We start from the raw sequence: 24,161 nt of genomic DNA on the forward strand, positions 1-24,161 counted from the left end.
CTGTCCGTCCGGTAGCCGCCGGGCGACAGACGTGGATCAGCTCCCGTCCGAGGCGCCGAGCACCAGCGTCACTTTCCGGTCCTTTCCTGCTCGCTGGACGGTCAGTTCAAGGCGGTCCTTGGGCCGGTGGGCGCGGATCTTGACGATGAGTTCGTCGCCGGAGTGGATGCGCTGGCCGTCCACTTCGGTGATGACGTCGCCGGGCTCGATCCCGGCGACATCGCCCGGACCGCCCTTGTTCACGGCGGGGCCGCCGTCCTTGCCCTTCTCGCCGACGCGGGCGCCGTCGCCCGTGTACTCCATGTCGAGCGTGACACCGATCACAGGATGTGTGGCCTTGCCGGTGTTGATCAGCTCTTCGGCGACGCGCTTGCCCTGGTTGATGGGGATGGCGAAGCCGAGGCCGATGGAACCCGCCTGTCCGCCGCCGGGGGCCGAGCTGTCGTCGGCGGAGCGGATGGCGCTGTTGATGCCGATGACGCGGGCCTGGGAGTCGACCAGCGGGCCGCCGGAGTTCCCGGGGTTGATGGGTGCGTCGGTCTGGAGCGCGTCGACGTAGCTGACGTCGCTGCCGTCGCCCTTCTCGCCGCCCGCGGTGATGGGGCGCTCCTTGGCGCTGATGATGCCGGAGGTGACGGTGTTGGCCAGATCGAAGGGGGCTCCTATGGCCACCACGGGGTCGCCCACCTGCACGTTCTCGGAGTTGCCGAGGGGCAGCGGCTTGAGTCCGCGTACGCCGGAGACCTTGACCACGGCGAGGTCGTAACCGGCGTCGCGGCCGATGACCTCCGCCTTGGCGGTCTCACCGCCGCTGAACGTCACCGATATCTCGCCGCCCGTCCCGGCGGGCTCGACCACGTGGTTGTTGGTGAGGATGTGGCCCTTGCCGTCCAGCACGAAGCCGGTGCCGGTGCCTTGCGCCTCGTCGCCGCTGACGTGCAGCGTCACGACGCCGGGCAGCGAGCTCGCCGCGATGCCGGCGACGCTGTCCTTGGCGCGGGTCTTGTCCTGCGAGTCCGCCTGCGGCAGCTCGATGTCCGAGACGCCGGCGTTCCGCTCGACATAGGCCCCGATGGCTCCGCCGATCCCACCGGCCACGAGGGTGATGACGACGATCCCGACCAGAACGAGCCGCCGCGCCTGCTTCTTCCGCTTCCCCTCATCGACAGGAACGGCACCACTCTGCTGCAGGGGCGCGTTCCAGGGGTCATAGGGCTGCCGGGGCGGGGCAACGGCTTGCGGCTGCTGCTGCGGGGCCGGGTGGGGCTGAGGCTGGGCCTGCGGCTGCTGCTGCGGAGTCGGGTGCGGCTGAGGCTGGGCCTGCGGCGGCTGCTGCGGGCCCGGGGTGCCGTGGGGCGGGGTTCCGCCGTGATTCGCCGCCGGGAGCTGCGTGCCGTGCGCCGGGGTCGCCGCCGGGTGCTGTACGGGCGGGGCGGGGGCCCAGGGGCCGGGTTCGCCGTAGGGCGGGGTGCTGTACGGATCGGGGTCGTGCAGGGGGCGGGGGCGCTCGGCGGGGCCACCGGGGGCGGTGGCCGGGTCGGACGGGGTCAGGGGACCTGAGCCAGACTCTGCGACCGCACCGGAAGCTACGCCGGCCTGGGCGGGAACCCCCGGGGCGGCCGGAGCCGCGGCGCCGGGCGCGGTGGGCTCGGCGGGCGCGGAGGTCGCGCCGGGCAGAGTCGCCGAAGCGTCGGCGGGATAAGCCGGGGCCGAAGCGTCCCCAGCCGGACCACCCGGAGCGGCGTCGGCGACCGCACCGGAAGCCATGCCCGCCTGGGCGCGAGCCCCCGGAGCCGCAGCGCCGGGCTCGGCAGGCGCGGGGGTTGCCGTTGCCGGGTCGGGCGGAGTTGCCGCGGCCAGGGTGAAGTCGCCCGAGGCGTCCTCCGCTCGGCCGGTGGCGCCTGTACCCTCCGGTCGCCCCGCGCCGTCAGGCGCGGAGGCCGACCTGGGGCGGCTCCACCACTTCGCCTTCGTGGGCTTGCCCTCGTCCATGCTCTCCCCACACCTGGCCTACGGCGGACGCCGATCACGTGCTCATCTCCGCGCCCGCCACAAACCTCGGGCAGGCACGGCCCACCGAGGATTCAACCAGGTTCCCGCGCCGAAGCGCAGAGCACGTCAGCGTATCTGCGAAGCGCCCCGCAGCGTGCCCTCGACGGGCGAGGCCGCCGCGGTGCGCTCCGGGTCCGCGCCGCCCACCGTCGGCACGGTGCCCGCGGGGGACGCGCTGCCCTGGACGACGGGAGGGACGGGACGGATCAGCGGGGACATGATCGCCGCGCCGGTCAGCATCGGCGCCGCGACCTGATGCCCCGCGTACACCGGCTCGGGCTGGACGCGCGGACCCCGCGCGGGCACTCCGGGCAGCAGGGGCCCGGTCGCCTGCGTGGGCGCGACCGGGGCCGCGAGGACCCCGGGACGCTGGCCCTGCACCGACAGCGGCCCGCTGCCACGGCGGCGCACCGAATCGGGAGCCGCGGTGACCCCCGAGCCCGGCGAACGCATCGGCGACGCGTTGCTCTTGCTGTTGCCCGATGTGCCGTTGCCGGAGGTGTTGCTGCCCGAGCTGTTGCTCGTGCCAGAGCCCGCGCGCGGGTCACCGGGGTCGGCGGGAATGCCCGTCGTGACACCGCCCAGTGCTATCGCGGCCAGCGACACCGCGCCCGCGGCGGCGAAGGCGAACCGCCGCCCGCGCCACAGCGACCGCTCGGCCTCGGCACGACCGACATCGCGGCCCACGTCACGGCGGTCGACGTCATGGAAGCGGAAACCGCGCCCCGACCCCGGCAGCACCGCGGCATGGCTGCCCGACGGCGCATAGCCGAAGGTCTCCGGCCGCACGCCGAAGACACCGCTCGGCGGCAGCCCCGACTCACTGTCCGCGGTGGCGAAGCCGCCGCTTCCAGGGGTCCTGGGGCCGGAAGGAGGCTCGCTGCCACCGCCGGGAAGGCCTTGCAGCCGGGCGAGGAAACTCTCGGAGGGAGGCGGCGGCGCCGCCTCGGCGAAGACACTCTTGAGCCGGCGCTGCGCGTCGGCCTCGGTCTTGCACTTCGGACAGGTCGCGAGATGAGCGAGAACCCGCTCACGCGCGTCATGGCCCAACTCACCGTCCACCAGGGCGGCGAGTCGGTCCCCCAGATGCTGCTCGGCCAGATGCCGCTCGGCAGGATTCGACCGTGATCCACTCACGCGGTCGCGCCCCCTCCTCCCAGCGCCACGGCTCCTGCGAGCGAGCGGCGCTCGGCGCGGGCTTCGGGCGACCGGTGCTGAAGGGCTTTGCGCAGCTGCGAACGGCCGCGGTGGATACGGCTGCGGACCGTACCCAGCTTGACGCCGAGCGTCGCGGCGATCTCCTCGTACGAGAGACCTTCGATGTCGCACAGGACGACCGCCGCACGGAACTCGGGCGCGAGGGTGTCGAGCGCCTGCTGCACGTCCGCGTCGAAGTGCGTGTCGTTGAAGACCTGCTGCGGCGACGGCTCACGGCTGGGGAGGCGCTCGGCCGCGTCGTCCCCGAGGGCGTCGAAACGGATGCGCTGCTTGCGGCGCACCATGTCCAGAAAGAGGTTCGTGGTGATGCGGTGCAGCCAGCCCTCGAACGTGCCGGGCGTGTACGTCGACAGGGACCGGAAGACACGGACGAAGACCTCTTGCGTGAGGTCCTCGGCGTCGTGCTGATTGCCGGTCAGGCGATAGGCGAGGCGATAGACGCGTCCGCTGTGCGTGCTGACGATCTCCTCCCAGGTGGGCGGAGTCCACGCCTGCGATTCCGCATCAGCGGCAAAGGTCGCGGTCTGAGCGGAGTTGGCGGTGTGGAATCGGTCAGCGGTGTCGGTCACGGATTTCGGCTCACCCGCCAACCCGAGAAAGCGCCTCAGCGCTCCTCCCCGATCCGCGGACGCAGCCGCACCTCCCCTGTCGGCTCTGGTGGTGTCCAGTGGAGCCCCTACCATAACCACCTCGCCCGTTAGCTCCGGATAAGCGTTTTTACTGGAATTTGGTACGGGCTTCCCGCCAGGTGTCCTGCCTGGTCGCAGGGCCCGCAGCCAGTCTTGATCCATTCGTTACCCCCGGCGTCCGCCTACCCCCACTAAACGCCCGGTCCCATCTGCGGGTTCCCACCCCTTACGGATACAGTCACGGCCAGGCATCCACGGGGACAGGAGAGGGCCATTACCGGCAACCGGCAGACGAGCTGGGCGTTCGCCGACGCCTTTGTCGCCGAGGACGAGGCCACACGCTGGGCCCGTGACCGGGCCCAGGACGCGGGCCTGCCCTCGGTGTCTCCCGGTACCGGCGCCGCGCTGCGCCTGCTGGCCGCCACGGCGGACGCCAAGGCCGTCGCCGAGATCGGGACGGGCACGGGCGTGTCCGGGCTCCACCTGCTGCACGGAATGCGACCCGACGGCGTGCTGACCACCGTCGACCCCGAGCCCGAGCGCCAGCAGTTCGCCCGGGAGGCCTTCCGCGCCGCCGGGTTCGCCGGCAACCGCGCGCGCTTCATCCCCGGCCGCGCACTCGACGTACTGCCGCGCCTGGCGGACGGCGGTTACGACCTCGTGTTCTGTGACGGCGACCGCACGGAGTACCTGGACTACCTCGCTGAATCGTTGCGCCTGCTGCGCCCCGGCGGGCTCGTCTGCTTCGAGGGCGCCTTCTCCGACGGCCGGACGGTGGACTCCGGCCCGCAGCCCGTCGAGGTGCTGCGCATCCGCGAGCTCCTGCGGACCGTGCGCGAGAGCCAGGACCTGATGCCGGCGTTGCTACCGGTGGGCGACGGCCTTCTCTGCGCCGTCAAGCGCTGATCGCTCCCGCAGCGGACATAGCACTGCCCCGGCATGTCTTGACGATGCCGGGGCAGTGAAAAAGTGTGGGCGCTTCCGCGTCAGCCGACGACCTTCTTCAGGGCGTCGCCGAGTGCATCGGCCTCGTCCGGAGTCAGTTCGACGACAAGTCGTCCGCCGCCTTCGAGCGGAACGCGCATGACGATGCCCCGCCCCTCCTTGGTCACCTCGAGCGGGCCGTCGCCCGTCCGCGGCTTCATGGCCGCCATGCTCGTTCCCCTTCCTGAAACCAGCTCATCGCAGCCGACAACCCAGGTGTCACCGGCATCGAACACATTGCTTCCAGGCCATTATCCCGCATGGCAGGACCCGATGACCAACATCGGTCTGCATCGCTTGCGCAACGCGCGCCCGCAAAACCACTCAATTCGGCGATGTGGCTGCGATACTTCGCCGCCTCTTACGCCTCCATGGCCAGGAATTCTTTGACGCAGGTCACATATCTCCCCTCATGTCGGAGCCCGATGATCTCCGTCATGCTGGGCTCGGACAAAGATGACCGGCGCAGGACCACTGGAGGGGATTCACCATGGCCGACACCGTGCTCTACGAGGTGAGCGACGGGCTCGCGACCATCACGCTCAACCGCCCCGAGGCGATGAACGCGATGAACATCGAGGCCAAGGTCGCCCTGCGGGAGGCGGTGCGGTCGGCCGGTTCGGACCCCGCCGTCCGTGCCGTACTGCTCACCGCGACCGGGCGCGCCTTCTGTGTGGGGCAGGACCTGAAAGAACACGTCGGTTCCCTCATGGCGGACCGCGCCGCGGGCACCGGACAGACGATGAGCACGGTGCGGGAGCACTACAACCCCGTCCTGCGCGCGCTGACCGGGATGGCCAAGCCGGTCGTCGCCGGGGTCAACGGCGTCGCGGCGGGCGCGGGGCTCGGCTTCGCGCTCGCCGCCGACTACCGGATCGTCGCGGACACCGCGCGTTTCAACACGTCCTTCGCCGGGGTCGCGCTGACCGCCGACTCGGGCGTCTCCTGGACGCTGCAGCGCGTGATCGGGCCCGGCCGCGCGAGCGACCTGCTGCTGTTCCCGCGCAACATCGGCGCACAGGAGGCGTACGACCTGGGCATCGCCAACAGGGTCGTCCCCGAGGCCGAGTTGGCGGCCGAGGCCGAGAAGGTGGCCCGCACCCTGGCCGAGGGCCCCACCCTCGCCTACGGGGCCCTCAAGGAGTCTCTCGCCTACGCGGCGGGCCACACCCTGGAGGAGGCCCTGGAGAAGGAGGACGAGCTCCAGGCGAAGGCGGGCGCGTCCGAGGACCACGCGATCGCCGTCCAGGCGTTCCTGGACAAGGCGAAGCCCAAGTACCTGGGCCGCTAGGCCGCTCTAGCCGTCCTGGGGGACGCGGATGACGCAGTCCTCCAGGTGGTCGTTCACCAGGCCGCAGGCCTGCATCAGGGCGTACGCCGTGGTGGGGCCGACGAATCGGATGCCGCGCTTCTTCAGGGCCTTGGACAGGGCCGTGGACTCGGGCGTGATAGCCGGTACGTCGGCCAGCGCGCCCGGGGCCTTGCGGGACGCCGGGTCCGGCGCGTGCGACCAGATGAGCTCGTCGAGCTCTCCCTCGGACCAGCCGGCGAGCACGCGCGCGTTGGCGAGGGTCGCGTCGACCTTGGCGCGGTTGCGGATGATGCCGGGGTCGGCGAGGAGCCGCTCCCGGTCGGCGTCCGTGAACCGCGCGACCTCGGCGATCTCGAAGTTCGCGAAGGCGGCACGGAATCCCTCGCGGCGGCGCAGGATCGTGATCCAGGAGAGGCCCGACTGGAAGGCCTCCAGGCAGAGCCGCTCGTACAGCGCGTCGTCCCCGCGGACCGGGCGGCCCCACTCCTCGTCGTGGTACGCCACGTAGTCCTCGGTCGAGAGGCCCCAGGGGCAGCGCAGTCTGCCGTCCGGGCCCGCCACCGCGTCGCCGCTCACCGTCCGTTCTCCTCTTCGGCCGCGTCCTTCAGGTGCTTCGGTGCCTGCGGGGACTTCGGGGCCGCCCGGTCCTCCGGCATCGCCGGGGCGTGCGTCTTGAGAAGGCCGGGGCCGCCGACCGCGGTGGCCTGGGCGCCCGCGAGGGCCGCCTCCAGCTCCGCGATGTGGGCGTCACGCTCGGCGAGTTCGGCGGCGACGCGGCCGAGGGCGTCGTCCACGTCCGCCATCCGATAGCCCCGCACGGTCAGCGGGAAGCGCAGTGCCTCCACGTCCGCGCGGCGCAGGGCGCGGTCCGGCGGCAGCGGGTCGGTGAACCGCTCGGCCGGCACGTCGGGCAGCACGGCGCGCTCCCCGCCGCCCACCACGGCCAGGGTCACCGCGCCGACCACCACGACGAGGGCGATGACCAGGAACAAGAACAAGACCATCTCTTCAGGCCCCCACGCTCGACTGCCGTGCTGAAACTGTCAGGCTCTGATCGTGCCATGCCCCTGTGACAGTTAAGGTCGCAGGCGGCCGGACCACGGCACCGACGAAGGAGGCTCACCGGGGATGCTCAGGCTTGGCAGGCGTGAATTCGACGCGCACGAGCCGGTGATCATGGCGATCGTGAACCGGACCCCTGACTCCTTCTACGACCAGGGCGCCACGTTCCGTGACGAGCCCGCGCTCGCCCGCGTGGAGCAGGCGGTGTCGGAGGGCGCCGCCATCATCGACATCGGCGGGGTCAAGGCCGGTCCCGGCGAGGAGGTGACGGCCGAGGAGGAGGCGCGCCGTACGGTCGGTTTCGTCGCCGACGTGCGCAAGCGGTTCCCCGATGTCGTCATCAGCGTCGACACGTGGCGGCATGAGGTCGGCGAGGCGGTCTGCGAGGCGGGCGCCGACCTCCTGAACGACGCGTGGGGCGGAGTCGATCCCCGGCTCGCGGAGGTCGCCGCGCGCTACGGCGTGGGTCTGGTGTGCACGCACGCGGGTGGCGCCGAGCCGCGGACCCGCCCCCACCGCCTTGCGTACGACGACGTCATGGCCGACATCCTCTCGGTCACCCTCGGCCTCGCCGAGCGCGCGGTCGCGCTCGGGGTGCCGCGTGAGTCCGTGATGATCGACCCCGGGCACGACTTCGGGAAGAACACGCGGCATTCGCTGGAGGCGACGCGGCGGCTCGGGGAGATGGTCGACACCGGGTGGCCCGTCCTGGTGTCCCTGTCCAACAAGGACTTCGTGGGCGAGACGCTCGACAAGCCGGTCAAGGAGCGGGTGCTCGGGACGCTGGCCACGACCGCGGTGTCGGCCTGGCTGGGGGCGCAGGTGTACCGGGTGCACGAGGTCGCCGAGACGCGGCAGGTCCTGGACATGGTCGCCACCATCGCCGGGCACCGGGACCCGGCCGTGGCCCGCCGGGGACTGGCGTAGCGGGGCGTACGGCCACCGGGCGGGCCAGGTGTGGGCCCGCCCGGCAGAGGGTCTGGGGCCCTAGCGGCCGACTTCCTTGGTGACCAGGGCGACCGCCTCGTCCACGTCGTCCGTGACGTGGAAGAGGTGCAGGTCGTGCTCGGACGCCTTGCCGCCCGCCACCACGGTGTCGCGCAGCCAGTCGACGAGCCCGCCCCAGTACGCGGAGCCGAAGAGGACGATCGGGAAGCGGGTCACCTTGCGGGTCTGGACGAGGGTGAGGGCCTCGAAGAGCTCGTCCAGGGTGCCGAGGCCGCCGGGCAGGACCACGAAGCCCTGGGCGTACTTCACGAACATGGTCTTCCGCACGAAGAAGTAGCGGAAGTTCACGCCGATGTCGACGTGTTCGTTGAGGCCCTGTTCGAAGGGCAGCTCGATGCCGAGGCCCACGGAGACGCCCTTGGCCTCCCGCGCGCCCCTGTTGGCGGCCTCCATGGCGCCGGGGCCGCCCCCGGTGATCACGGCGAAGCCCGCGTCGACGAGCGCCTTGCCGATGCGGATGCCCGCCTCGTACTCCAGCGAACCGACCGGCGTGCGTGCCGAGCCGAAGACGCTGATGGCGCTGGGGAGTTCGGCGAGCGCGCCGAAGCCCTCGACGAATTCCGACTGGATGCGCATGACGCGCCAGGGGTCGGTGTGCACCCACTCCGACTGACCCTCACCGTCGGTGTCGAGGAGACGCTGGTCTGTGGTGCCCGGGGTGATCTGCTCACGCCGCCGCACCACGGGCCCCAAGTGCTGCTCGTCCCGCGGGCCCTGCCCTTCTGGACTACCCATGAACATCCCCTTCCGCTGACACTCTTGCTCGACGTGCCGCTTCAGCGTAGGTCTACGGGCGTTACAGGCGTCGCATCCTCAACAGAACTCAGGATGTCAACCAGGCGCTGAGCCGCTTCTCCGCCTCCGGGATGAGGGAGGCCTGCACCCTCTCGTCGATCTTGTGGGCGAGCAGCGGGTTGCCCGGGCTGTAGTTCACGGCGGGCACGCCGAGCGCGCTGAAGCGGGAGACGTCCGTCCAGCCGAACTTGGGCTGCGCCGTGCCGCCGACGGCCGCCATGAAGGCCGCGGCGGCCGGGTGGTCGAGGCCGGGGCGCGCGGCGCCCGTGTGGTCGTCGACGATGAACTCGTCGATCTCGCAGTCGGCGAAGTAGTCGCGCACGAAGGCGAGCGCCTCGTCCTCGGAGCGGTCCGGCGCGTAGCGGAAGTTGACGACGACGGTGCACTCGTCGGGGATGACGTTGGTCGCGACGCCGCCTTCGACGCGTACGGCGTTGAGGCCCTCGTGGTACTGGAGGCCGTCGACGACGGGCTTGCGCGGCTCGTAGGCGGCGAGCTTCGCGAGGATCGGCGCGGCCTTGTGGATGGCGTTCGAGCCCATCCACGCGCGCGCGGAGTGCGCGCGCGTGCCCTTCGTCTTGAGGAAGACCCGCAGGGTGCCCTGGCAGCCGCCCTCGACCTGGTTGTCGGTCGGCTCCAGGAGGACCGCGAAGTCGCCCGCGAGCCAGTCGGGGTGGGCCTCGGCGACGTGGCCGAGGCCGTTCAGGTGGGCGGCGACCTCTTCGTTGTCGTAGAAGACGAAGGTGAGGTCGCGGTTCGGCTCGGTCACGGTCTGCGCGATGCGCAGCTGGACGGCGACGCCCGACTTCATGTCGCAGGTGCCGCAGCCCCACAGGATGCCGTCCTCGTCCAGGCGCGAGGGCACGTTGTCCGCGATCGGGACGGTGTCGATGTGCCCGGCGAGGATCACGCGCTCGGCCCGGCCCAGGTTCGTGCGGGCCACCACGTTGTTGCCGTGCCGGTCGACCGTGAGGTGCGGCAGACCGCGCAGGGCCGTCTCGATCGCGTCCGCGAGGACCTTCTCCTGGCCGCTCGGCGACGGGAAGTCGACCAGCTGGGCGGTGAGCGCGGCAGCGTCGAGCGTGAGGTCGAGCGACGCGTCGTGTGAGGTCTGAGCCATGGTTTCGACCCTAACGCCCCTCGGCGCGCCGCCCTGTCGGTGGCCTCCAGTACCTTGGTCGCGTGCCTGAGCCCCCCACCCTCGTCCGGCGCGGCCGCCTCCTCCGTATCGGGGCCGCGGTCGCGGTCCTGCTCGCGCTCGTGGGCTATGTGGTCGTCCAGTACGTCTTCGGGGGCAAGGCGGCGCCACGCTGCCAGGTCGTCTCGGGCAACGGCGACGGGGCGTCGTACGAATTCGGCGCCGAGCAGGCTCAGAACGCGGCGACGGTCGCCGCCGTGGGCACCTCCCGCGGCATGCCGGAGCGCGCGGTCACCATCGCCCTGGCGACGGCCCTGCAGGAGTCGGGGCTCCGCAACATCAGCCATGGCGACCGGGACTCTCTCGGCCTCTTCCAGCAGCGGCCCTCACAGGGCTGGGGCAACGAGAAACAGATCATGGACCCGGCGTACTCGGCGGCGCGTTTCTACGACCACCTCAAGGATGTCCCGGGCTATTCACGGCTCCCCCTCACCGTCGCCGCGCAGCGCGTGCAGCGCAGCGGCTACCCCCAGGCGTACGCGAAGCACGAGCCGGACGCCGTGCTGCTCGCCGCCGCGCTGACCGGCCGCGCCCCCGCCACCCTCACCTGCGAGGGCCGCACGGCGGACGAGCCGGGCGATCCGGCGAAGGTGCGGGCCGCCCTGGTCCGCGACTTCGGCCGCGAGGTGGTGCCGAAGGGCGGCAGCGGGAAGAGCGGGGACACCGTCACCGTGCCGGTGAACTCCACGGCGTCAGGCGTGGGGGGCGGCGGCGAGCAGCGTGGCTGGGAGCTGGCGCACTGGGCGGTGGCCCAGGCGTCCGCGCTCGGCATCGAGCGCGTCTCGTACGGCGGCCGGGAGTGGAGCGCCGAGGGCTCGGGGAAGGAATGGCGCAAGCCGGGCAAGGCGGGCGCGACCGGCGGGGACGGGCGGCCCGCGGACGGCGGAACGGGCGCGGGCGACGTCCGAATCGTCCTTGGGCAGTAGTACGGCGGATCACCCGATCGAGTCACGCTGATCACTCATGGTCGAAGTGCCGCCCAGAGGCTCGCGCCCTCACGTGGGCATCCACCGGACCCCTTGTCCGCACAGCGCATTGACGTTTCAGCAGCCCCGCTTGAACTGATCGTTTTGCCCGTTTTTATCCACAGCCGATTATGCGATGCATTGCCAATTCTTTGCGTTGGCCCACCGCAACCTTCAAGGGCTTCGAGCGGTAGTCACTGCGTCCGAACGCCGGGCCCCATCCGGCCGGACACACCAACGTTCTCTCCCGTCTGAAGGAGCATCATGTCCCTCCCCCTGACCCGCAGGATCGCCCGCGCCGCGCTGCTCATCGCAGCGGGGGCGGCTCCCGTGGTCGGTGCGGCCGGCTCCGCAAGCGCCGCCCAGCTTCCGGCCGCCCCCGACCTGGGCGGTGTCTCCGCCCTGGACACCGCCGGTCTGGGCAACACCGTCGACGGCGCAGCTCAGAACACCACCGGTCTCGCGGGTGAGACCGGCAGCAAGGCCGTGAAGAAGGGCGTGCCGACCGCGGGCAAGGTCGTCGGGTCGGGCGCCAAGACCGCGACTCCCGCCGCGCAGAAGGCCGCGGGCGACCTCGCGGGCAGCGCCGGTGACGTGGTCGGCGACACCGCGGGCACCGCCACCAAGGGCGGCCTGCCGACCGACGCCGTCGGCGAGGGTCTGCCGACGGACGCCGTCACCAAGGGCGGACTGCCCACCGACCAGCTGCCGGTCAAGAGCCTGCCGATCGGCTGACCGCCGCGCATCTGAGAGGAGGGCCCGGAGCCACTGGCTCCGGGCCCTCCTCGCGCGTCGCCCACCTGACGCCTCACCCGTCCCGCTGCGCCTCGATCAGGACCTCCCCCGCCGCCGTACGGAAGTACAGCACCGCCCGTCCCGTACGCCGTCTGCGTACGAGCCCCGCGTCCAGCAGCACCCGCAGATGCCGGCCCACCGAGCCGAGCCCCTGGCCCGTCAGCGCCACGAGCTGCGAGGTGCTCTTCGGTGCCGCGAGGAGCACGAGGACGCCCGCCCGCGCGGGGCCCAGGAGTCGACCGAGCGCCTCGGGCACCGCCGTCGGCCGGTCGGCGTCGGCGAGCACCCCCGAGCACGGGTACACCACCGCGTACCGGTCCGCCGCGTCCCACGAGACCCAGCCCTGGCGGGGCGTCACCGGCACGAAGAGCAGGCGGGCCCCGGAGATCTCGCGCGGCGGGTACTCGTGGGTGTTGATCTGGAGCCTGCTCTCCCCCAGCCAGCGCATCCCCGGCCGCATGCCGTTCAGCGCCTCGGCCCAGCCGCCCTGGCTCAACTGGGCGGTGCGCGCGATGACATCGGCCTCTATGACCGTACGGATCCGGGGCCAGCGCGGCAGCACCGTCCGCGTCCACACCCACTCCAGGAGGTCCGCCATCAGGTCCGGGACGCCGGGGCACCTGAGCTTCTCGGGGAGCGGGCCGCCGTGGGCCACCGTCAGGTGTGCGCGGGCGGCCTCGTCGGGGGTCTCACGGATGCGCTCCAGCTCCTCGGAGAAGGACGGTTCGCCCTCGCCCGTCGGCGTCGGGGTGAGGAAGTCCGCGATCCAGCGCGTCCGCTCACCGAGCGCCGCCCGCACCAGCTCCGCGAGGCCGGGATCGGCGGCGAGCCGCTCGCGGTAGGCGGGCAGATGGGCGTCGAGCCAGGCGCGCTCCCCCGGGTGTGTGACCGTGCGCCGCTCCAGGGAGAAAAGGCTCGCGGTCGCCTCCGCAAGCGGCGAGACGACGAAGCGGCTGCCCGCGAGGGTGTCCGCGTTGATCTGCCACCAGCCCATGCCACCGCCCCTCCCCCCGGCACCTTTCGCCGCCGCGCGAAACATTAACTCCCCTGCGTGAGGCCCCCGAAGACTCCGCGCATGCGCACCTACCGCGAGCTCTTCCGCACCCCGGAGTTCACCCCGTTCTTCCTGACCGCCTCGTTCCTGGCGGCGGCCCAGACGGTGAGCGGCCTGGCCCTGGGCACGCTGATCTACGACAGGACAGGCTCGCCCCTGCTCTCCTCGCTCGGCATGTTCGGCCCCGCGCTCGCCCAGGTCGTGGGCGCCGCCTGTCTGCTGTCGGCGGCCGACCGGCTGCCGCCGCGCGGTGCGACGGCGGGCCTCGCGCTGCTCTTCGCCGTCGCCACCGCCGCCCAGGCCGCCCCCGGTCTGCCGCTGTGGGCCGCCTTCGCGCTGCTCCTGGTGCTCGGGAGCCTGGCCTCGCTCAGGGGAGGGTTACCTCCTGGGCCGCTCGGTGATCAACATGTCGGGCGGCACCATGCAGATCTGCGGCTTCGGACTCGGCGGCGTCATGGTCACCGTGTTCTCGCCGCGCGGCACGCTGCTCGCCGGCGCCGCGCTGTACCTGGCCGCCGCGGTCGCCGCCCGCGCCGGGCTCACCCGCAGGGCGCCACGTGCCGAAGGACGCCCCTCGATCGGCGCGACGTGGCGTACGAACGCGCTGCTCTGGTCGTCCCGGCCGCGGCGCTCGGTCTATCTCGCGCTGTGGGTGCCCAACGGCCTGATCGTGGGGTGCGAGTCGCTCTTCGTGCCGTTCGACCCCGAGCACGCGGGGCTCCTGTTCGCCTTCGCCGCGTTCGGGATGCTCGCGGGGGACGTGCTGGCCGGGCGGTTCCTGTCGCGCCGGTGGCGGGAGCGGCTCGGGGCGCCGTTGCGGCTGCTGCTCGCCGTCCCGTATCTCGTCTTCGCGCTGCGGCCCGAGCTGCCCCTGGCCCTGACGGCGGTGACGCTCGCCTCGGTCGGGTTCTCGGCGAGCCTGCTGCTCCAGGAGCAGCTGATGGCCCTGACGCCGGACGAGTTGAGCGGGCACGCCCTTGGCCTGCACACGTCCGGGATGCTGACGATGCAGGGCGTGGGCGCCGCGCTCGCGGGCGGCGTCGCCCAGCTGACATCGGCTCCGGCCGCCATGGCCGTCCTTGCCATGGCGTCCGTCGCCGTCACGCTCGCCCTCGCCCCGGGGCTGCGGTCAGCGGATCAGGCGAGCCGCTCGACCGCCGCCGCCACCCGCTCGTCCGACGCCGTGAGGGCCACGCGCACGAAGCGGTCGCCCGCCGGGCCGTAGAAGTCGCCGGGGGCCACGAGGATGCCCAGGTCCGCGAGGTGGCCGACGGTGTCCCAGCAGGACTCGTCGCGGGTCGCCCAGAGGTAGAGGCTCGCCTCGCTGTGCTCGATGCGGAAGCCGTGCTTCAGGAGGGCGTCGCGCAGGGCGGTGCGCCGGGCCAGGTACCGCTCGCGCTGCTCGCGCACGTGCTCGTCGTCGCCGAGCGCCGCGACGACCGCCGCCTGCGTCGGCGCGGACGTCATCATGCCGCCGTGCTTGCGGATCTGGAGCAGCTCGCCGAGGACGTCCGCGTCGCCGGCGATGAACGCGGCGCGGTAGCCCGCCAGGTTCGACCGCTTGGAGAGCGAGTGGACGGCGACGATCCCCTCGAAGGAACCGCCGCACACGTCCGGGTGCAGGACCGAGACCGGCTCCGCCTCCCAGCCGAGCTCCAGGTAGCACTCGTCGCTCACCAGCAGGACGCCGTGCTCACGAGCCCAGGCCACCGTGCGGGTCAGCTCGTCCTTGGACAGGACGCGACCGGTGGGGTTGGAGGGCGAGTTGAGCCAGAGGAGCTTGAGGTGCGTCGGGTCGAGCTGCGTGGGATCGTCGTACGAGACGTACTCGGCGCGGGCCAGCCGTGCGCCCACCTCGTACGTCGGGTAGGCGAGGCGCGGGTAGGCGACGACGTCACCCGGGCCGAGGCCCAGCTGCGTCGGGAGCCAGGCCACCAGTTCCTTGGAGCCCACGACCGGCAGCACGTTCCGATGTGTCACGTCGCGCGCGCCGAGGCGCCGCTCGCACCAGCCGGTGATCGCGTCACGCAGCTCGGGCGTGCCCCACACCGTCGGGTAGCCCGGCGAGTCCGCCGCCGCGACCAGCGCTTTCTGGATCAGCTCGGGGACCGGGTCGACCGGGGTGCCCACCGACAGGTCGACGATGCCGCCGGGGTGGGCGGCCGCCGTGGCCTTGTACGGCTCGAGCTTGTCCCAGGGGAAGGCGGGAAGGCGGCCGGAGAGACCGGAGACTACGGACACGTGCTGACTCCCGTACTGCGTGTACGTACTGCGTGTATGGGGAAATGCCTCGGTCCCGCACGGCGACATGTGCCGTACGGGACCGGGGCGGCGCTTCAAGCCGCCGTTACTGGTTCTGCGGCGGCAATGCGGCGATGAAGGCGTGGTCGCGCTCGATCAGGCCGAGCTTGCTGGCACCACCGGGCGATCCGAGCTCGTCGAAGAACTCGACGTTCGCCTTGTAGTAGTCCTTCCACTCTTCAGGAGTGTCGTCCTCGTAGAAGATCGCCTCGACCGGGCAGACCGGTTCGCAGGCTCCGCAGTCGACGCATTCGTCCGGGTGGATGTACAAGGACCGGGAGCCCTCGTAAATGCAGTCGACCGGGCACTCCTCGATGCACGCCTTGTCCTTGACGTCGACACAAGGCTGCGCGATGACGTAGGTCACGCTGTCGTTCCTCCTCGATACGGGCGCTGGCGGGCCGTCCTCAGGCTCCGCTCGCCTGGCGCGCGGGAGCGCGGCGTCGTCGATGCCCGCCTCTAGTATCTCCGTTCCCGGGCATGATCCGAACAGGAGGGGCGTACAGAGCTGTGGAATTCACTGCGGGCGGACGGCTTGAGGTGCGCATCAGCCCTGCTGACGTGGGCAAACGGGTGTCGGTACGCCGCCTGAACGAAGGGCCTGGGGCGGGTGGCAAGTTCACTGACACGGTGGGTGTTCTCACATCGTGGAACGACGGTGTGGTACTGATCACACGCCGCGACGGCGAGCGTGTCCACATCGCGGAAAGTTCCCTGGTGGCGGGCAAGGTGGTCCCCTCCGCCCCGGCCCGCAGGCGCGGCCCTGCGGCCTCCTACCGGGAGCTGGCCCGGGTGGCGGCGCGCGCCTGGCCGCCCGTGGAGAGCGAGCCGCTCGGCGCGTGGGAGCTGCGCGCGGCGGCCGGATTCACCCGGCGGGCCAACTCGGTGCTGCCGCTGGGCGATCCCGGACGCCCGCTGGACGAGGCCCTCGCGTACGTACGTCAGTGGTACGCGGAGCGGGAGCTGCCCGCGTACATCCAGACCGCGACCGGGGCCGAGGACACCCAGGAGCTGCTCTGCGCCGAGCTCGAGGACCGGGGCTGGGAGCGCGAGGTGAGTTCCGCGATCCACGTCGGCGCTCTGGCACCCCTCGGTGAAGCGGACGTGCCCGGAGCAGGGGCGGAGCAGGTGCTCCTCGCGCGCTCCTTCGACGAGGCGTGGCTGCGCCGGTACAAGCGATTCAAGGTCCCGGGGCCTCATGTGCGCAAGGTGCTGGCGGGCGGCCCCTCGGTGTGGTTCGCTTCCGTGCCCGGGGCCTCTCCTGACGCGGGGCCCGCCGCGATCGGCCGGTGCGTCGTGGACGGACGCTGGGCGGGATTCATGGCGGTCGAGGTGGATCCGGCGCACCGCAGGCAGGGGCTGGCGACGGCGGTGATGGCCGCGCTCTCCCGGCAGGCGCTCGCCGAAGGCGCTTCGGCGGCCTGGCTGCAGGTCGAGGACGACAACGAAGGTGCGCGGGCGCTGTACGGCGGTCTTGGTTTCGCCGCGCACCACACGTACCACCACTATCGATACCCGTCGGCTCGGTAGCTCCTACCGGTCGGCTCGGTAAGTAAGGCACGAGGCACGCATGCACGAGGAGTCAAGGACGGCCGCGTCCCGGCGGCGGTTCGCCGAGGAGGCCAGGTCCGAGCGGCCCGACCTGTCCCTGCTGTGCCTCCTGGTGAGCGCGGAGGCGGACCCCGGGCTCGATGACGACGGCATCGACGCGGCGCAGATCGAGCTCGACCGGCTCGCCGGGCAGCTCCCCTACCGCCCCGGCGGGGCCCGGGAGTGGGCGGCCGCCCTCGCCGAACTCCTCGGCGCGCGGTGCGGGTTCATGGGTACGCCCGCCGATTACCAGCGCCTGGAGTCCTCCCTGCTGCACGAGGTGCTGCGGCGGCGCCGGGGCCTTCCGATCCTGCTGTCGGTGGTGTGGATCGAGGTGGCCCGCCGGGCGGGAGCACCCGTCTACGGCGTCGCGCTTCCCGGTCATTTCGTGGTCGGTTTCGGCACCCGCGAGGAGCAGGTGCTCACCGACCCCTTCGCGGGCGGGCGGCTGCTCACGGGCGCGGACGCGGAGCTGCTCGTCTCCGGGTCGTCGGGCGGCTCGGTGTCCGCGTCGATGCTGACGCCCGCCGATCCGCTGAACATCGTGCTGCGCATCCTGAACAACATCCGCGCCTGGGCGGCGGCCCGCCCCGAGCGCTCGGACGTCGCGCTCTGGGCCGTGGAACTCTCCCTGCTGCTGCCCGCCCACCCGGCACGGCTGCGTTACGAACGGGCCCAACTCCTGGTGCAGCGAGGGGACTTCCTCGCGGGCGCCGCCGAGCTGGAGGAGTACGCCGACGTGGTGACGGCGGTGGAGCCGACCACGGCGGACCGCGTGCGGGACCAGGCGCGGGCCGCCAGGGCGATGCTCAACTGAGGGTTCTGGCAGTGCGGGCATAGCGCCCCGGCGCGATGCCCACCACCCGCTTGAAGTGCCGGTTGAGGTGCGACTGGTCGTAGAAACCGGCGGCGGTCGCCACCTCTCCCGGCGGCTGCCCCGCCAGCAGGAGACGGCGGGCGCGGTCGACGCGGCGGGACATCACGTACTGGTGCGGCGCGATGCCGTAGGCCCCGCTGAAGGCGCGCACGAGGTGCGTGGGGTGGGCGTGGACCAGGCGCGCCGCCTCCTCCAGGGTCACACCGTCGAGCAGCCGCTCGTCGAGAAGGTCACGGAGGTTCTGGGCGACACTCCGTCCCGTGTCGCCGGGGGTCTCGGTGGTGACCCTGGGGCGCAGGTGGCCGCGCAGCCGCTCGCCGATCAGGGCCAGGCGGCTCTCGGCCTCCAGTTCGTCGCCCCGGCACGCCAGGGCCGCGTGGAGCCGGCCCACGCGTGTGCGCAGGACGGGGTCGACCAGGTCGGGGCCGTCCACCGCGGGGCCGATGTAGCTCGCGTCGAGCTGTGTCATGTCCAGGTAGAGCACGCGCTTGCGGAAACCGTCGGGGGTGGCGGGCGAGCCGTTGTGCGGGACCTGGGGCGGCAGCAGGGAGACGGTGTCACCGGGGGTGCCGTGCTCGTGACGGTCCAGGTCGTAGCGGACGGCTCCGTCGTCGACGATCAGCAGGGTCCACGCGTCGTGGACGTGCATCGGGTACGCGTGCTCCGTGAAGTGGGCGTGGAAGACCTCCACGACACCCGCGACCGGCGGGCGCCATGCGGAAATTTCCTGCCGGGCCACCATGCTAAGAACGTACAAGACGTGGCGGCGGTCCACTCGGCAGTCTCAGTGCATGAGAACCACCGCTACCGCTGAGACAGACACCTCCGCCGCCGCGACGACGGACGAGGCCCCGGTCCGCTTCGACACGAAGATCGCCGTCCTGCTCCGTGACGACCTGGAGCCCTGGCAGCGCCTCAACGTGACCGCGTTCCTGGTCAGCGGGCTTGGCACGGCGGCACCCGAGGTGATCGGCGAGCCGTACGAGGACGCCGACGGCACCCCCTACCTGTCGATGATCCGCCAGCCCGTCCTGGTCTTCGAGGGGACGAAGGAGACCATGAGCGCCGCGCACAGGCGCGCTCTCTCGCGTGCGCTGCCGAGGGCGGTGTTCACGTCCGACCTGTTCACCACCGGCAACGACCGGGACAACCGGGCCGCGGTGCGCGCCGTGCCGACGGACCAGCTCGACCTGGTGGGGCTCCTCGTGCACGGGCCGCGCAACGCCGTCGACAAGGTCCTCAAAGGGGCCCGGATGCACCCTTGACCGACGGGGCCGGAACCAAGGGGTGAGATCGGAGCGCTATCGATCGGTCCGGCAGGGCACGAAGCTCCTATGCACCCCCAATCCCCCGAGCGGCGACGTCTCTTCGCCGATCAGGCACGGGCGGCGCGGCCCGATCTCGCGCTGCTGTGCCTGCTGATCGGCGCGGAGGCGGACCCGGACCTCGACGACGCGGGCATGCGCGCGGCACGGCGCATCCTCGACCGCCTTGCCGACCAACTGGCCGAGCGGCTGCCCGACCAGGCCGACGGCCCCCTGGCCTGGGCACTCGCGCTCGCCGAACTGCTCGGCGCGCGCTACGGGTTCAAGGGCAGGCCCGGCGACTACCAGCACCTGCGGTCCGCGCTGCTGCACGAGGTGCTGCGGCGGCGCAGAGGCCTGCCCATCCTGCTCTCGGTGGTGTGGATCGAGGTAGCCCGCCGTGCGGGCGTGCCCGTCCACGGGGTGGCCCTGCCCGGCCACTTCGTGGTCGGCTTCGGCACCCACGACGAGCAGGTCCTCGCCAATCCCTTCGCGGGCGGCGACGTGCTGACGCCCATGGACGCGGAGCTGCTGGTCGCCGGGGCCACGGGCGCGCCGCTCGTGCCGTCGATGCTGAGCCCCGCCGGGCCCCTGGACATCGTCCTGCGCGTCCTCAACAACATCCGCGCGTGGGCGGCGGCCCGCCCCGAGCGCTCGGACGTCGCCCTCTGGGCGGTGGAACTCTCCCTGCTGCTGCCCGCGCACTCCGACCGGCTGCACTACGACCGCGCCCAACTCCTGGTCCAGCGCGGCGACTTCCTGGCGGGCGCCGTGGAGATCGAGACGTACGCCGATGCCCTGGCCGCGACGGACGAGGCGGCCGCGGTACGGCTGCGGCAGGAGGCACACGGGGCGCGGGCGATGCTGAACTGAGCCGCTGCGAGAGGCTTCAGGATGGTCGCGGAAGGCCGGCCGGATCACTGACGTGAGCCGGCCGGCCTTCGTGGGCGTAGGGGGATCAGCTGGCGTCGGTCTCGATCACGCCGATCCGCTCCGCCGGTGTCTTGCCGATCAGCGCCTTGTTCATCGCGGCGGCCACGTCCGTGGGCTGGACCGGGGTCTTCTCGCCGTTGCCGCGCTGGATCAGGATGCCGTCGAAGACGTTGCCGTAGAGCTTCTTGAGCTCGACGGTGTTGTAGTGCACCTGCAGCGTGCCGTTCTTGAGCACCTTCGTCTCGAGCACCTTCGGCAGCGACTTCGCCGGGCCGAACGGGATCGACGCGTTGCCCGCCTTGATCGTGACGTTGGCCGACATGGCGGGCTTGGCGAAGCGCGTCATGAACTTGTCGACCTCGGCGTTGGGCACGGTCGGCTTGCGGGTCGTGACGGGCAGCTCGACGGTGCCGGCGCTGCCGGTCTCGACCTGCTTCTTGTACGCCTCCGAGACGGCCTTCGTCGACGCGGCGACGTCGATGCCGTTGCCCGCCTTGCCGTACACGGGGACGGCCTTGCCGGGCACGAACTTGACCGTGCCCTCCTTGGCCGAGCCGGAGCCGCCCGCGGCGCGCTCCAGGGCGGCCGCCAGTTTCTCCTCGTCCACCGGCATGACCGGCTCGGCGACGCGCGCGCCGCCGAAGAGCGAACCGATCACCGAGACGGGGTTGTAGTCGCTGCCCGCGGCCTCGCGGACGGTCGCCTGGCTGTCCAGGGTCAGGCCCGCCTGGTCCGGGCTGAGCGTGACCGCCTCGCCGTCCACCGACAGCTTCAGGGGCTTGGCGACGCGCTCGCCGATCTCCGCGTCGAGCTTCTTGACGGCCTCGTCGCGCGTGCCGCCGCCGATGTCGACGCCGAGCGCGGTGGTGCCCTTGGGCACGTCGGCGTGGTTCATCAACAGCCCCGCGCCGTAAGCACCGCAGGCCACGACGACCACGGCGACGGCCACGAGGACGAGCTTGTTGCGCCCCTTCTTCTTGGGCGGGGCCGCGGCGACGGGCACGTTCGGCTGCACCGGCTCGGGCAGCTTGGGCGGGGTGTGCGGCACGGGCCCGTCGGACTGCGGGGCCGTGGCGAACGGAGAGTTCTGCGCGGGCGGCACCACGGGGATGCCGCTGGTCAGGGTGTCGCCGGAGACGTTGGTCCCGGGAGAGGGCGCGCTCGGGCCGCCCGGGATGGAGCCGGGGCCGCCGGGGACCGGACCGCCCGCGGCCGGGGGCCGCGGACCACCGCCGGGACCCTGGAGCGGGCCCGCCTTCTGCGGCGTGAGGATGGCGGTGTCGTCGCCCATGACGGGGGCACCGGCGCCCGCGCCCGAACGGGCCGCGGGATTGGCCGGGTTGGGTCGATTGCCGGGAATGCCCTGGTTGCCGGGGTTGCCGGGGTTGCTGGGGTTGCCGGGTGCGCCCTGATTCGGCGCCGCCATCGGGTTCGCCCGGCCCGCCGGGTTGGCCTGGTTCGCCGGGTGCGACGGGTCGGAGGGCTTCGGCGCCAGCGGCCCTTCGCCGGTCACCGGTCCGCCGGTCGGCCCCGAAGGACCACGGCCACCCTCGCCCGCGGCACCTCCGGAGAAGTACGGCAGGTCCCCGCGCTGCGGGTCACCGCCCTGCGGCGCACCCGTGCCGAGCGGACCCGCCGCCACGGCGCCGGACACGTCGAAGGAGCCCGTACCCGAACCGGAGCCGTTGCCACCCGAATTGCCGGAACCGGACGCGGCATTGCCGGACGCGGTGTTTCCGCCGCTCGTCGCCGGACCGCTCTTGCGCGGCGCGAACCAGTCGCTCGTCTTCTCCTCCGCCGGAGCGGAAGGCGACGAGGGCGCGGCAGCGGCAGGCCCGGCGGGCGCGGAGCCCGACGCGGGAAGCCCGGCGGAACCAGGTCCGCCCGCGCCGTTCGCGGACCCCTGGCGTCCGGCACCGTCAGCGGCGTCGGCCGCCGCGCGGCCCCCGTCCAGCGGACGTGACGCACCGGGGTCGCTGTCCGCGACGGGCGTGCGCATGACGACCGGCGGGATGGGCCGCGACCCGGGGATGTTGATCCGGATACGCGTGGTCAGCGTGGTCTCGGTCTTGGGCTCGTCGGGCCGCTCGTCGGCGGTCTGCCGCTGCGCGCCGTCCACGGCGCCGTCCGACGCGGCACCCTGCGCGGGGGAGCCGTACGGCGGCGTCCCCGAGGGGTAAGCGGCTCCACCGCGCCCCTGGGGCCCGGAGGACGAACTGTCAGTTTCACGACTCAAGGCAGGTTCTCCCGGTTGGCTCCGCCGCCCGTGCGCTCCCCGCGCGGAGGAGATTTCCCTCCGGCCGGAGGCTGGGGGAGGCTCGGCGGCGCGCACCACCATACTGGCCGCCGTCGGCACTCATCCTGTGACCGCCGTCAAACCCGTGCGGGACACGGGTTGAAGTAGTACGTCACTTGCCAAGTCGGGCGGCGGGCCCGCCTGGTTGCGGTGACTGCCCGAGGGTGGCACACATCACAGCGACCGCCATCCCGCCCAGCAGGTAGGCGTACGAGCCGAGTCCCGCCCCGAAGAGGAAGTCCCCCTCGGGCCGGCTGGCCGTGAGCAGCATGACGGAGACGAGCCAGCCCGCCGCCGGCGCGACCGCCCCCGCTCTGGTGCCGAGGGCGCGCGTCCCTCCGTGGAAGAGCCCGGCGGCCCCGAGGAGCGCGAGCAGCAACCCGCCGGGGAACCAGGCCCCTTGGACGAGGGCGCCCGCCGCGCCGACGACCGCTCCCAGCACGAAGAGACCTCCGTACGAGGCGAGCCGGCCGAAGTCCAGCGGCTGCGCGAGGGCGCTGCCGCCCGGCGGGGACGCGGCGGACGACGAACCGGAAGCCGGCGACGATGCCGACGTGGCACGCGAACGAGTACTCACGACGTCGTCACCCCTTCGAGCCCTTCGAGCCCCGCGTCAGCGAGCCCCGCGAACAGATCGGTCTCACGCTCGCCGTCCATCGCACCGCTTCCTCCTCGCACCAGTTCGTAGTACTCCACATCGAAGATCGGCTGCGCGAGCCCGTTCGACAGGACGAAGAGCGGTCCCTGCACCTCGATCTGCGTGGCGTGCGCGCGCATCGCCGCCGCCTTCGCCGAGGCGAAGGCGGTCCCGTCGATCTCCGCCGTGATCCGCTCGTCGTCCGTCACACCGGGCACGTCCGCGACCACGCCGGGGGTCGTGAACGGTGAGTGCCGCAGGGCCCCCTCCATCCACCGGAACCGTTCTTCGACGACGGACCGCGGCGCACGGTTCCAGTAGATCTTGGCGATGGTGTGAGGTTCGCCAAGATCCGCGCGGAAGGCGCTCTCGGCCGCGAGGTCCGCCGCGCGCATCGCGACGCGGTGGGCCTGGATGTGATCGGGGTGGCCGTACCCGCCGTCCGGGTCGTACGTCACGAGCACCTGGGGACGCACCTCGCGGATCACCTCGACGAGGTGCGCGGCGGCGTCGTCGAGATCGGCGGACCAGAAGGCGCCCGTCCGGTGGTTCTGCTCGACGCCCATCATCCCGGAGTCGCGGTAGCGGCCGGTACCGCCGAGGAAGCGGTGGTCGGCGACGCCGAGCTGCTTCATCGCGGCGGCCAGCTCACCGATGCGCTGCGGGCCGAGCGCGTCCTCGCGGTCGGGCGCGAGATGGGCGAGGCCGGGCGGGATGACCTCGCCCTCCTCGCCCAGCGTGCACGTCACCAAGGTGACATGGGCGCCTTCGGCCACGTACTTGGCCATCGTCGCGCCGTTGTTGATCGACTCGTCGTCGGGGTGCGCGTGCACGAGCAGCAGACGCCGGGCGGGCAGTTCCGTCATGGGACCACCCTACGAGCACCCCGCGCAGTGATCAGAACGTGATGCGCGCGGGTCAGAACTTGATGTCGCCGATCATCCCCGCCACGTTCGTCGTCAGCTCGTTGATGGTCGGGGCGATGGAGGAACTCGCCAGATAGAAGCCGAGCAAGACACAGACGATCATGTGGCCCGCTTTCAACCCTGACTTCTTGACCAGCAAGAAGACAATGATCGCCAGCAGCACCACCACCGAAATCGAAAGTGCCACGGCGGCTCACCTCCAAGTCCCAGACCCTGCACCAGTGC

25 protein-coding genes and 1 pseudogene are annotated in these 24,161 nt (G+C 72.2%); 10 read left to right on the top strand and 16 right to left on the bottom strand.

All coding sequences use genetic code 11. From position 1 onward, the window contains the following. Positions 1-36 precede the first annotated feature (36 nt). From ACWFRU_RS23725 to sigE, 3 genes are all read right to left on the bottom strand, one after another. Positions 37-1,992 (bottom strand): trypsin-like peptidase domain-containing protein, encoded by a 1,956-nt coding sequence (locus ACWFRU_RS23725; RefSeq protein WP_453689937.1) that lies wholly within the window; start codon positions 1,990-1,992, stop codon positions 37-39. A gap of 126 nt (positions 1,993-2,118) precedes the next feature. Beyond that, complete coding sequence (locus ACWFRU_RS23730) at positions 2,119-3,189, bottom strand: zf-HC2 domain-containing protein (RefSeq protein WP_453689938.1); 1,071 nt, start codon at positions 3,187-3,189, stop codon at positions 2,119-2,121. Further along, positions 3,186-3,953 carry an RNA polymerase sigma factor SigE gene (sigE, locus tag ACWFRU_RS23735; protein WP_363209104.1) on the bottom strand — a complete coding sequence of 256 codons (768 nt, stop codon included), beginning with the start codon at positions 3,951-3,953 and terminating at the stop codon, positions 3,186-3,188. The genes ACWFRU_RS23730 and sigE overlap by 4 nt, the downstream gene beginning before the upstream one ends. Positions 3,954-4,106: 153 nt before the next feature. On the opposite strand from sigE, the gene ACWFRU_RS23740 reads away from it, so the two are divergent. Next, complete coding sequence (locus tag ACWFRU_RS23740) at positions 4,107-4,805, top strand: O-methyltransferase (protein WP_453690014.1); 699 nt, start codon at positions 4,107-4,109, stop codon at positions 4,803-4,805. A gap of 80 nt (positions 4,806-4,885) precedes the next feature. Here ACWFRU_RS23740 and ACWFRU_RS23745 read toward each other — a convergent pair whose 3' ends face one another. Beyond that, positions 4,886-5,053, bottom strand: coding sequence for a DUF3117 domain-containing protein (locus tag ACWFRU_RS23745; protein ID WP_003966491.1), 168 nt, complete (start codon positions 5,051-5,053; stop codon positions 4,886-4,888). A 320-nt stretch (positions 5,054-5,373) separates the two neighbouring features. Here ACWFRU_RS23745 and chcB point away from each other — a divergent pair, with 320 nt between their 5' ends. Further along, a complete protein-coding gene (gene chcB, locus ACWFRU_RS23750) occupies positions 5,374-6,174 on the top strand; it encodes a 2-cyclohexenylcarbonyl CoA isomerase (RefSeq protein ID WP_453689941.1) in 801 nt (266 codons plus the stop codon). 6 nt (positions 6,175-6,180) lie between these two features. On the opposite strand, the gene ACWFRU_RS23755 is transcribed toward chcB, so the two are convergent. Further along, positions 6,181-6,771 (bottom strand): DNA-3-methyladenine glycosylase I, encoded by a 591-nt coding sequence (locus tag ACWFRU_RS23755; RefSeq protein ID WP_453689943.1) that lies wholly within the window; start codon positions 6,769-6,771, stop codon positions 6,181-6,183. Further along, on the bottom strand, positions 6,768-7,199 hold the full coding sequence (locus ACWFRU_RS23760) for a DivIVA domain-containing protein (RefSeq protein ID WP_453689945.1): 432 nt from the start codon (positions 7,197-7,199) through the stop codon (positions 6,768-6,770). Before ACWFRU_RS23760 ends, ACWFRU_RS23755 begins: the two co-directional genes overlap by 4 nt. A 124-nt stretch (positions 7,200-7,323) precedes the next feature. Here ACWFRU_RS23760 and folP point away from each other — a divergent pair, with 124 nt between their 5' ends. Next, entirely contained in the window at positions 7,324-8,184 is an 861-nt protein-coding gene (gene folP, locus ACWFRU_RS23765) for a dihydropteroate synthase (RefSeq protein WP_365820236.1), read from the top strand. 60 nt (positions 8,185-8,244) lie between these two features. Here folP and ACWFRU_RS23770 read toward each other — a convergent pair whose 3' ends face one another. Both ACWFRU_RS23770 and dapE read right to left on the bottom strand, forming a co-directional pair. Continuing rightward, positions 8,245-9,000 carry an LOG family protein gene (locus ACWFRU_RS23770; protein WP_453689947.1) on the bottom strand — a complete coding sequence of 252 codons (756 nt, stop codon included), beginning with the start codon at positions 8,998-9,000 and terminating at the stop codon, positions 8,245-8,247. Positions 9,001-9,088: 88 nt separating this feature from the next. Beyond that, complete coding sequence (dapE, locus tag ACWFRU_RS23775) at positions 9,089-10,180, bottom strand: succinyl-diaminopimelate desuccinylase (protein ID WP_453689949.1); 1,092 nt, start codon at positions 10,178-10,180, stop codon at positions 9,089-9,091. A 62-nt stretch (positions 10,181-10,242) separates the two neighbouring features. Here dapE and ACWFRU_RS23780 point away from each other — a divergent pair, with 62 nt between their 5' ends. Both ACWFRU_RS23780 and ACWFRU_RS23785 read left to right on the top strand, forming a co-directional pair. Then, positions 10,243-11,184: a heavy metal transporter gene (locus ACWFRU_RS23780; RefSeq protein WP_453689951.1), complete on the top strand. Its 942-nt coding sequence runs from the start codon at positions 10,243-10,245 to the stop codon at positions 11,182-11,184. A 303-nt stretch (positions 11,185-11,487) separates the two neighbouring features. After that, positions 11,488-11,958, top strand: coding sequence for an ATP-binding protein (locus ACWFRU_RS23785; RefSeq protein WP_453689953.1), 471 nt, complete (start codon positions 11,488-11,490; stop codon positions 11,956-11,958). A 73-nt stretch (positions 11,959-12,031) separates the two neighbouring features. Here ACWFRU_RS23785 and ACWFRU_RS23790 read toward each other — a convergent pair whose 3' ends face one another. Further along, positions 12,032-13,012: an ArsR family transcriptional regulator gene (locus tag ACWFRU_RS23790; RefSeq protein ID WP_453689954.1), complete on the bottom strand. Its 981-nt coding sequence runs from the start codon at positions 13,010-13,012 to the stop codon at positions 12,032-12,034. A gap of 81 nt (positions 13,013-13,093) precedes the next feature. Between ACWFRU_RS23790 and ACWFRU_RS23795 the strand changes: the two are divergent. Continuing rightward, positions 13,094-14,297, top strand: a pseudogene (locus tag ACWFRU_RS23795) (MFS transporter). Here the strand turns inward: ACWFRU_RS23795 and ACWFRU_RS23800 are convergent. Both ACWFRU_RS23800 and fdxA read right to left on the bottom strand, forming a co-directional pair. Then, positions 14,210-15,313, bottom strand: a complete 1,104-nt coding sequence (locus tag ACWFRU_RS23800; RefSeq protein ID WP_453689956.1) for a bifunctional succinyldiaminopimelate transaminase/glutamate-prephenate aminotransferase — start codon at positions 15,311-15,313, stop codon at positions 14,210-14,212. The pseudogene ACWFRU_RS23795 and the gene ACWFRU_RS23800 overlap by 88 nt on opposite strands. 106 nt (positions 15,314-15,419) lie before the next feature. Then, on the bottom strand, positions 15,420-15,740 hold the full coding sequence (gene fdxA / locus ACWFRU_RS23805) for a ferredoxin (protein ID WP_030573070.1): 321 nt from the start codon (positions 15,738-15,740) through the stop codon (positions 15,420-15,422). Positions 15,741-15,883: 143 nt separating this feature from the next. Between fdxA and ACWFRU_RS23810 the strand changes: the two genes are divergently transcribed. Together ACWFRU_RS23810 and ACWFRU_RS23815 are read left to right on the top strand one after the other, a co-directional pair. Beyond that, the gene (locus tag ACWFRU_RS23810; RefSeq protein ID WP_453689957.1) at positions 15,884-16,903 is read left to right on the top strand and encodes a GNAT family N-acetyltransferase; all 1,020 of its coding nucleotides are present in this window, start codon (positions 15,884-15,886) and stop codon (positions 16,901-16,903) included. 40 nt (positions 16,904-16,943) lie between these two features. Further along, positions 16,944-17,780, top strand: a complete 837-nt coding sequence (locus tag ACWFRU_RS23815) for a transglutaminase family protein (protein WP_453689959.1) — start codon at positions 16,944-16,946, stop codon at positions 17,778-17,780. Here the strand turns inward: ACWFRU_RS23815 and ACWFRU_RS23820 are convergent. Next, positions 17,773-18,582 (bottom strand): AraC family transcriptional regulator, encoded by an 810-nt coding sequence (locus ACWFRU_RS23820; protein ID WP_453689961.1) that lies wholly within the window; start codon positions 18,580-18,582, stop codon positions 17,773-17,775. The genes ACWFRU_RS23815 and ACWFRU_RS23820 overlap by 8 nt on opposite strands. 49 nt (positions 18,583-18,631) lie before the next feature. Between ACWFRU_RS23820 and ACWFRU_RS23825 the strand changes: the two genes are divergently transcribed. Continuing rightward, on the top strand, positions 18,632-19,105 hold the full coding sequence (locus tag ACWFRU_RS23825) for a DUF2000 family protein (protein ID WP_453689963.1): 474 nt from the start codon (positions 18,632-18,634) through the stop codon (positions 19,103-19,105). 69 nt (positions 19,106-19,174) lie between these two features. Further along, on the top strand, positions 19,175-20,017 hold the full coding sequence (locus ACWFRU_RS23830; RefSeq protein WP_453689965.1) for a transglutaminase family protein: 843 nt from the start codon (positions 19,175-19,177) through the stop codon (positions 20,015-20,017). 85 nt (positions 20,018-20,102) lie between these two features. Here the strand turns inward: ACWFRU_RS23830 and ACWFRU_RS23835 are convergent, their stop codons facing one another. The 4 genes from ACWFRU_RS23835 to ACWFRU_RS23850 form a co-directional block, all read right to left on the bottom strand. Continuing rightward, positions 20,103-22,313, bottom strand: a complete 2,211-nt coding sequence (locus ACWFRU_RS23835; protein ID WP_453689967.1) for a hypothetical protein — start codon at positions 22,311-22,313, stop codon at positions 20,103-20,105. Positions 22,314-22,485: 172 nt separating this feature from the next. Then, positions 22,486-22,854: a DUF6113 family protein gene (locus ACWFRU_RS23840; protein ID WP_453690016.1), complete on the bottom strand. Its 369-nt coding sequence runs from the start codon at positions 22,852-22,854 to the stop codon at positions 22,486-22,488. Positions 22,855-22,946: 92 nt separating this feature from the next. After that, positions 22,947-23,876, bottom strand: coding sequence for an N-acetyl-1-D-myo-inositol-2-amino-2-deoxy-alpha-D-glucopyranoside deacetylase (gene mshB, locus ACWFRU_RS23845; protein ID WP_453689968.1), 930 nt, complete (start codon positions 23,874-23,876; stop codon positions 22,947-22,949). Positions 23,877-23,928: 52 nt separating this feature from the next. Next, positions 23,929-24,123: a hypothetical protein gene (locus tag ACWFRU_RS23850; protein ID WP_190082113.1), complete on the bottom strand. Its 195-nt coding sequence runs from the start codon at positions 24,121-24,123 to the stop codon at positions 23,929-23,931. Positions 24,124-24,161 lie beyond the last annotated feature (38 nt).

The sequence above is a fragment of the Streptomyces sp. NPDC055099 genome, from assembly GCF_053607685.1.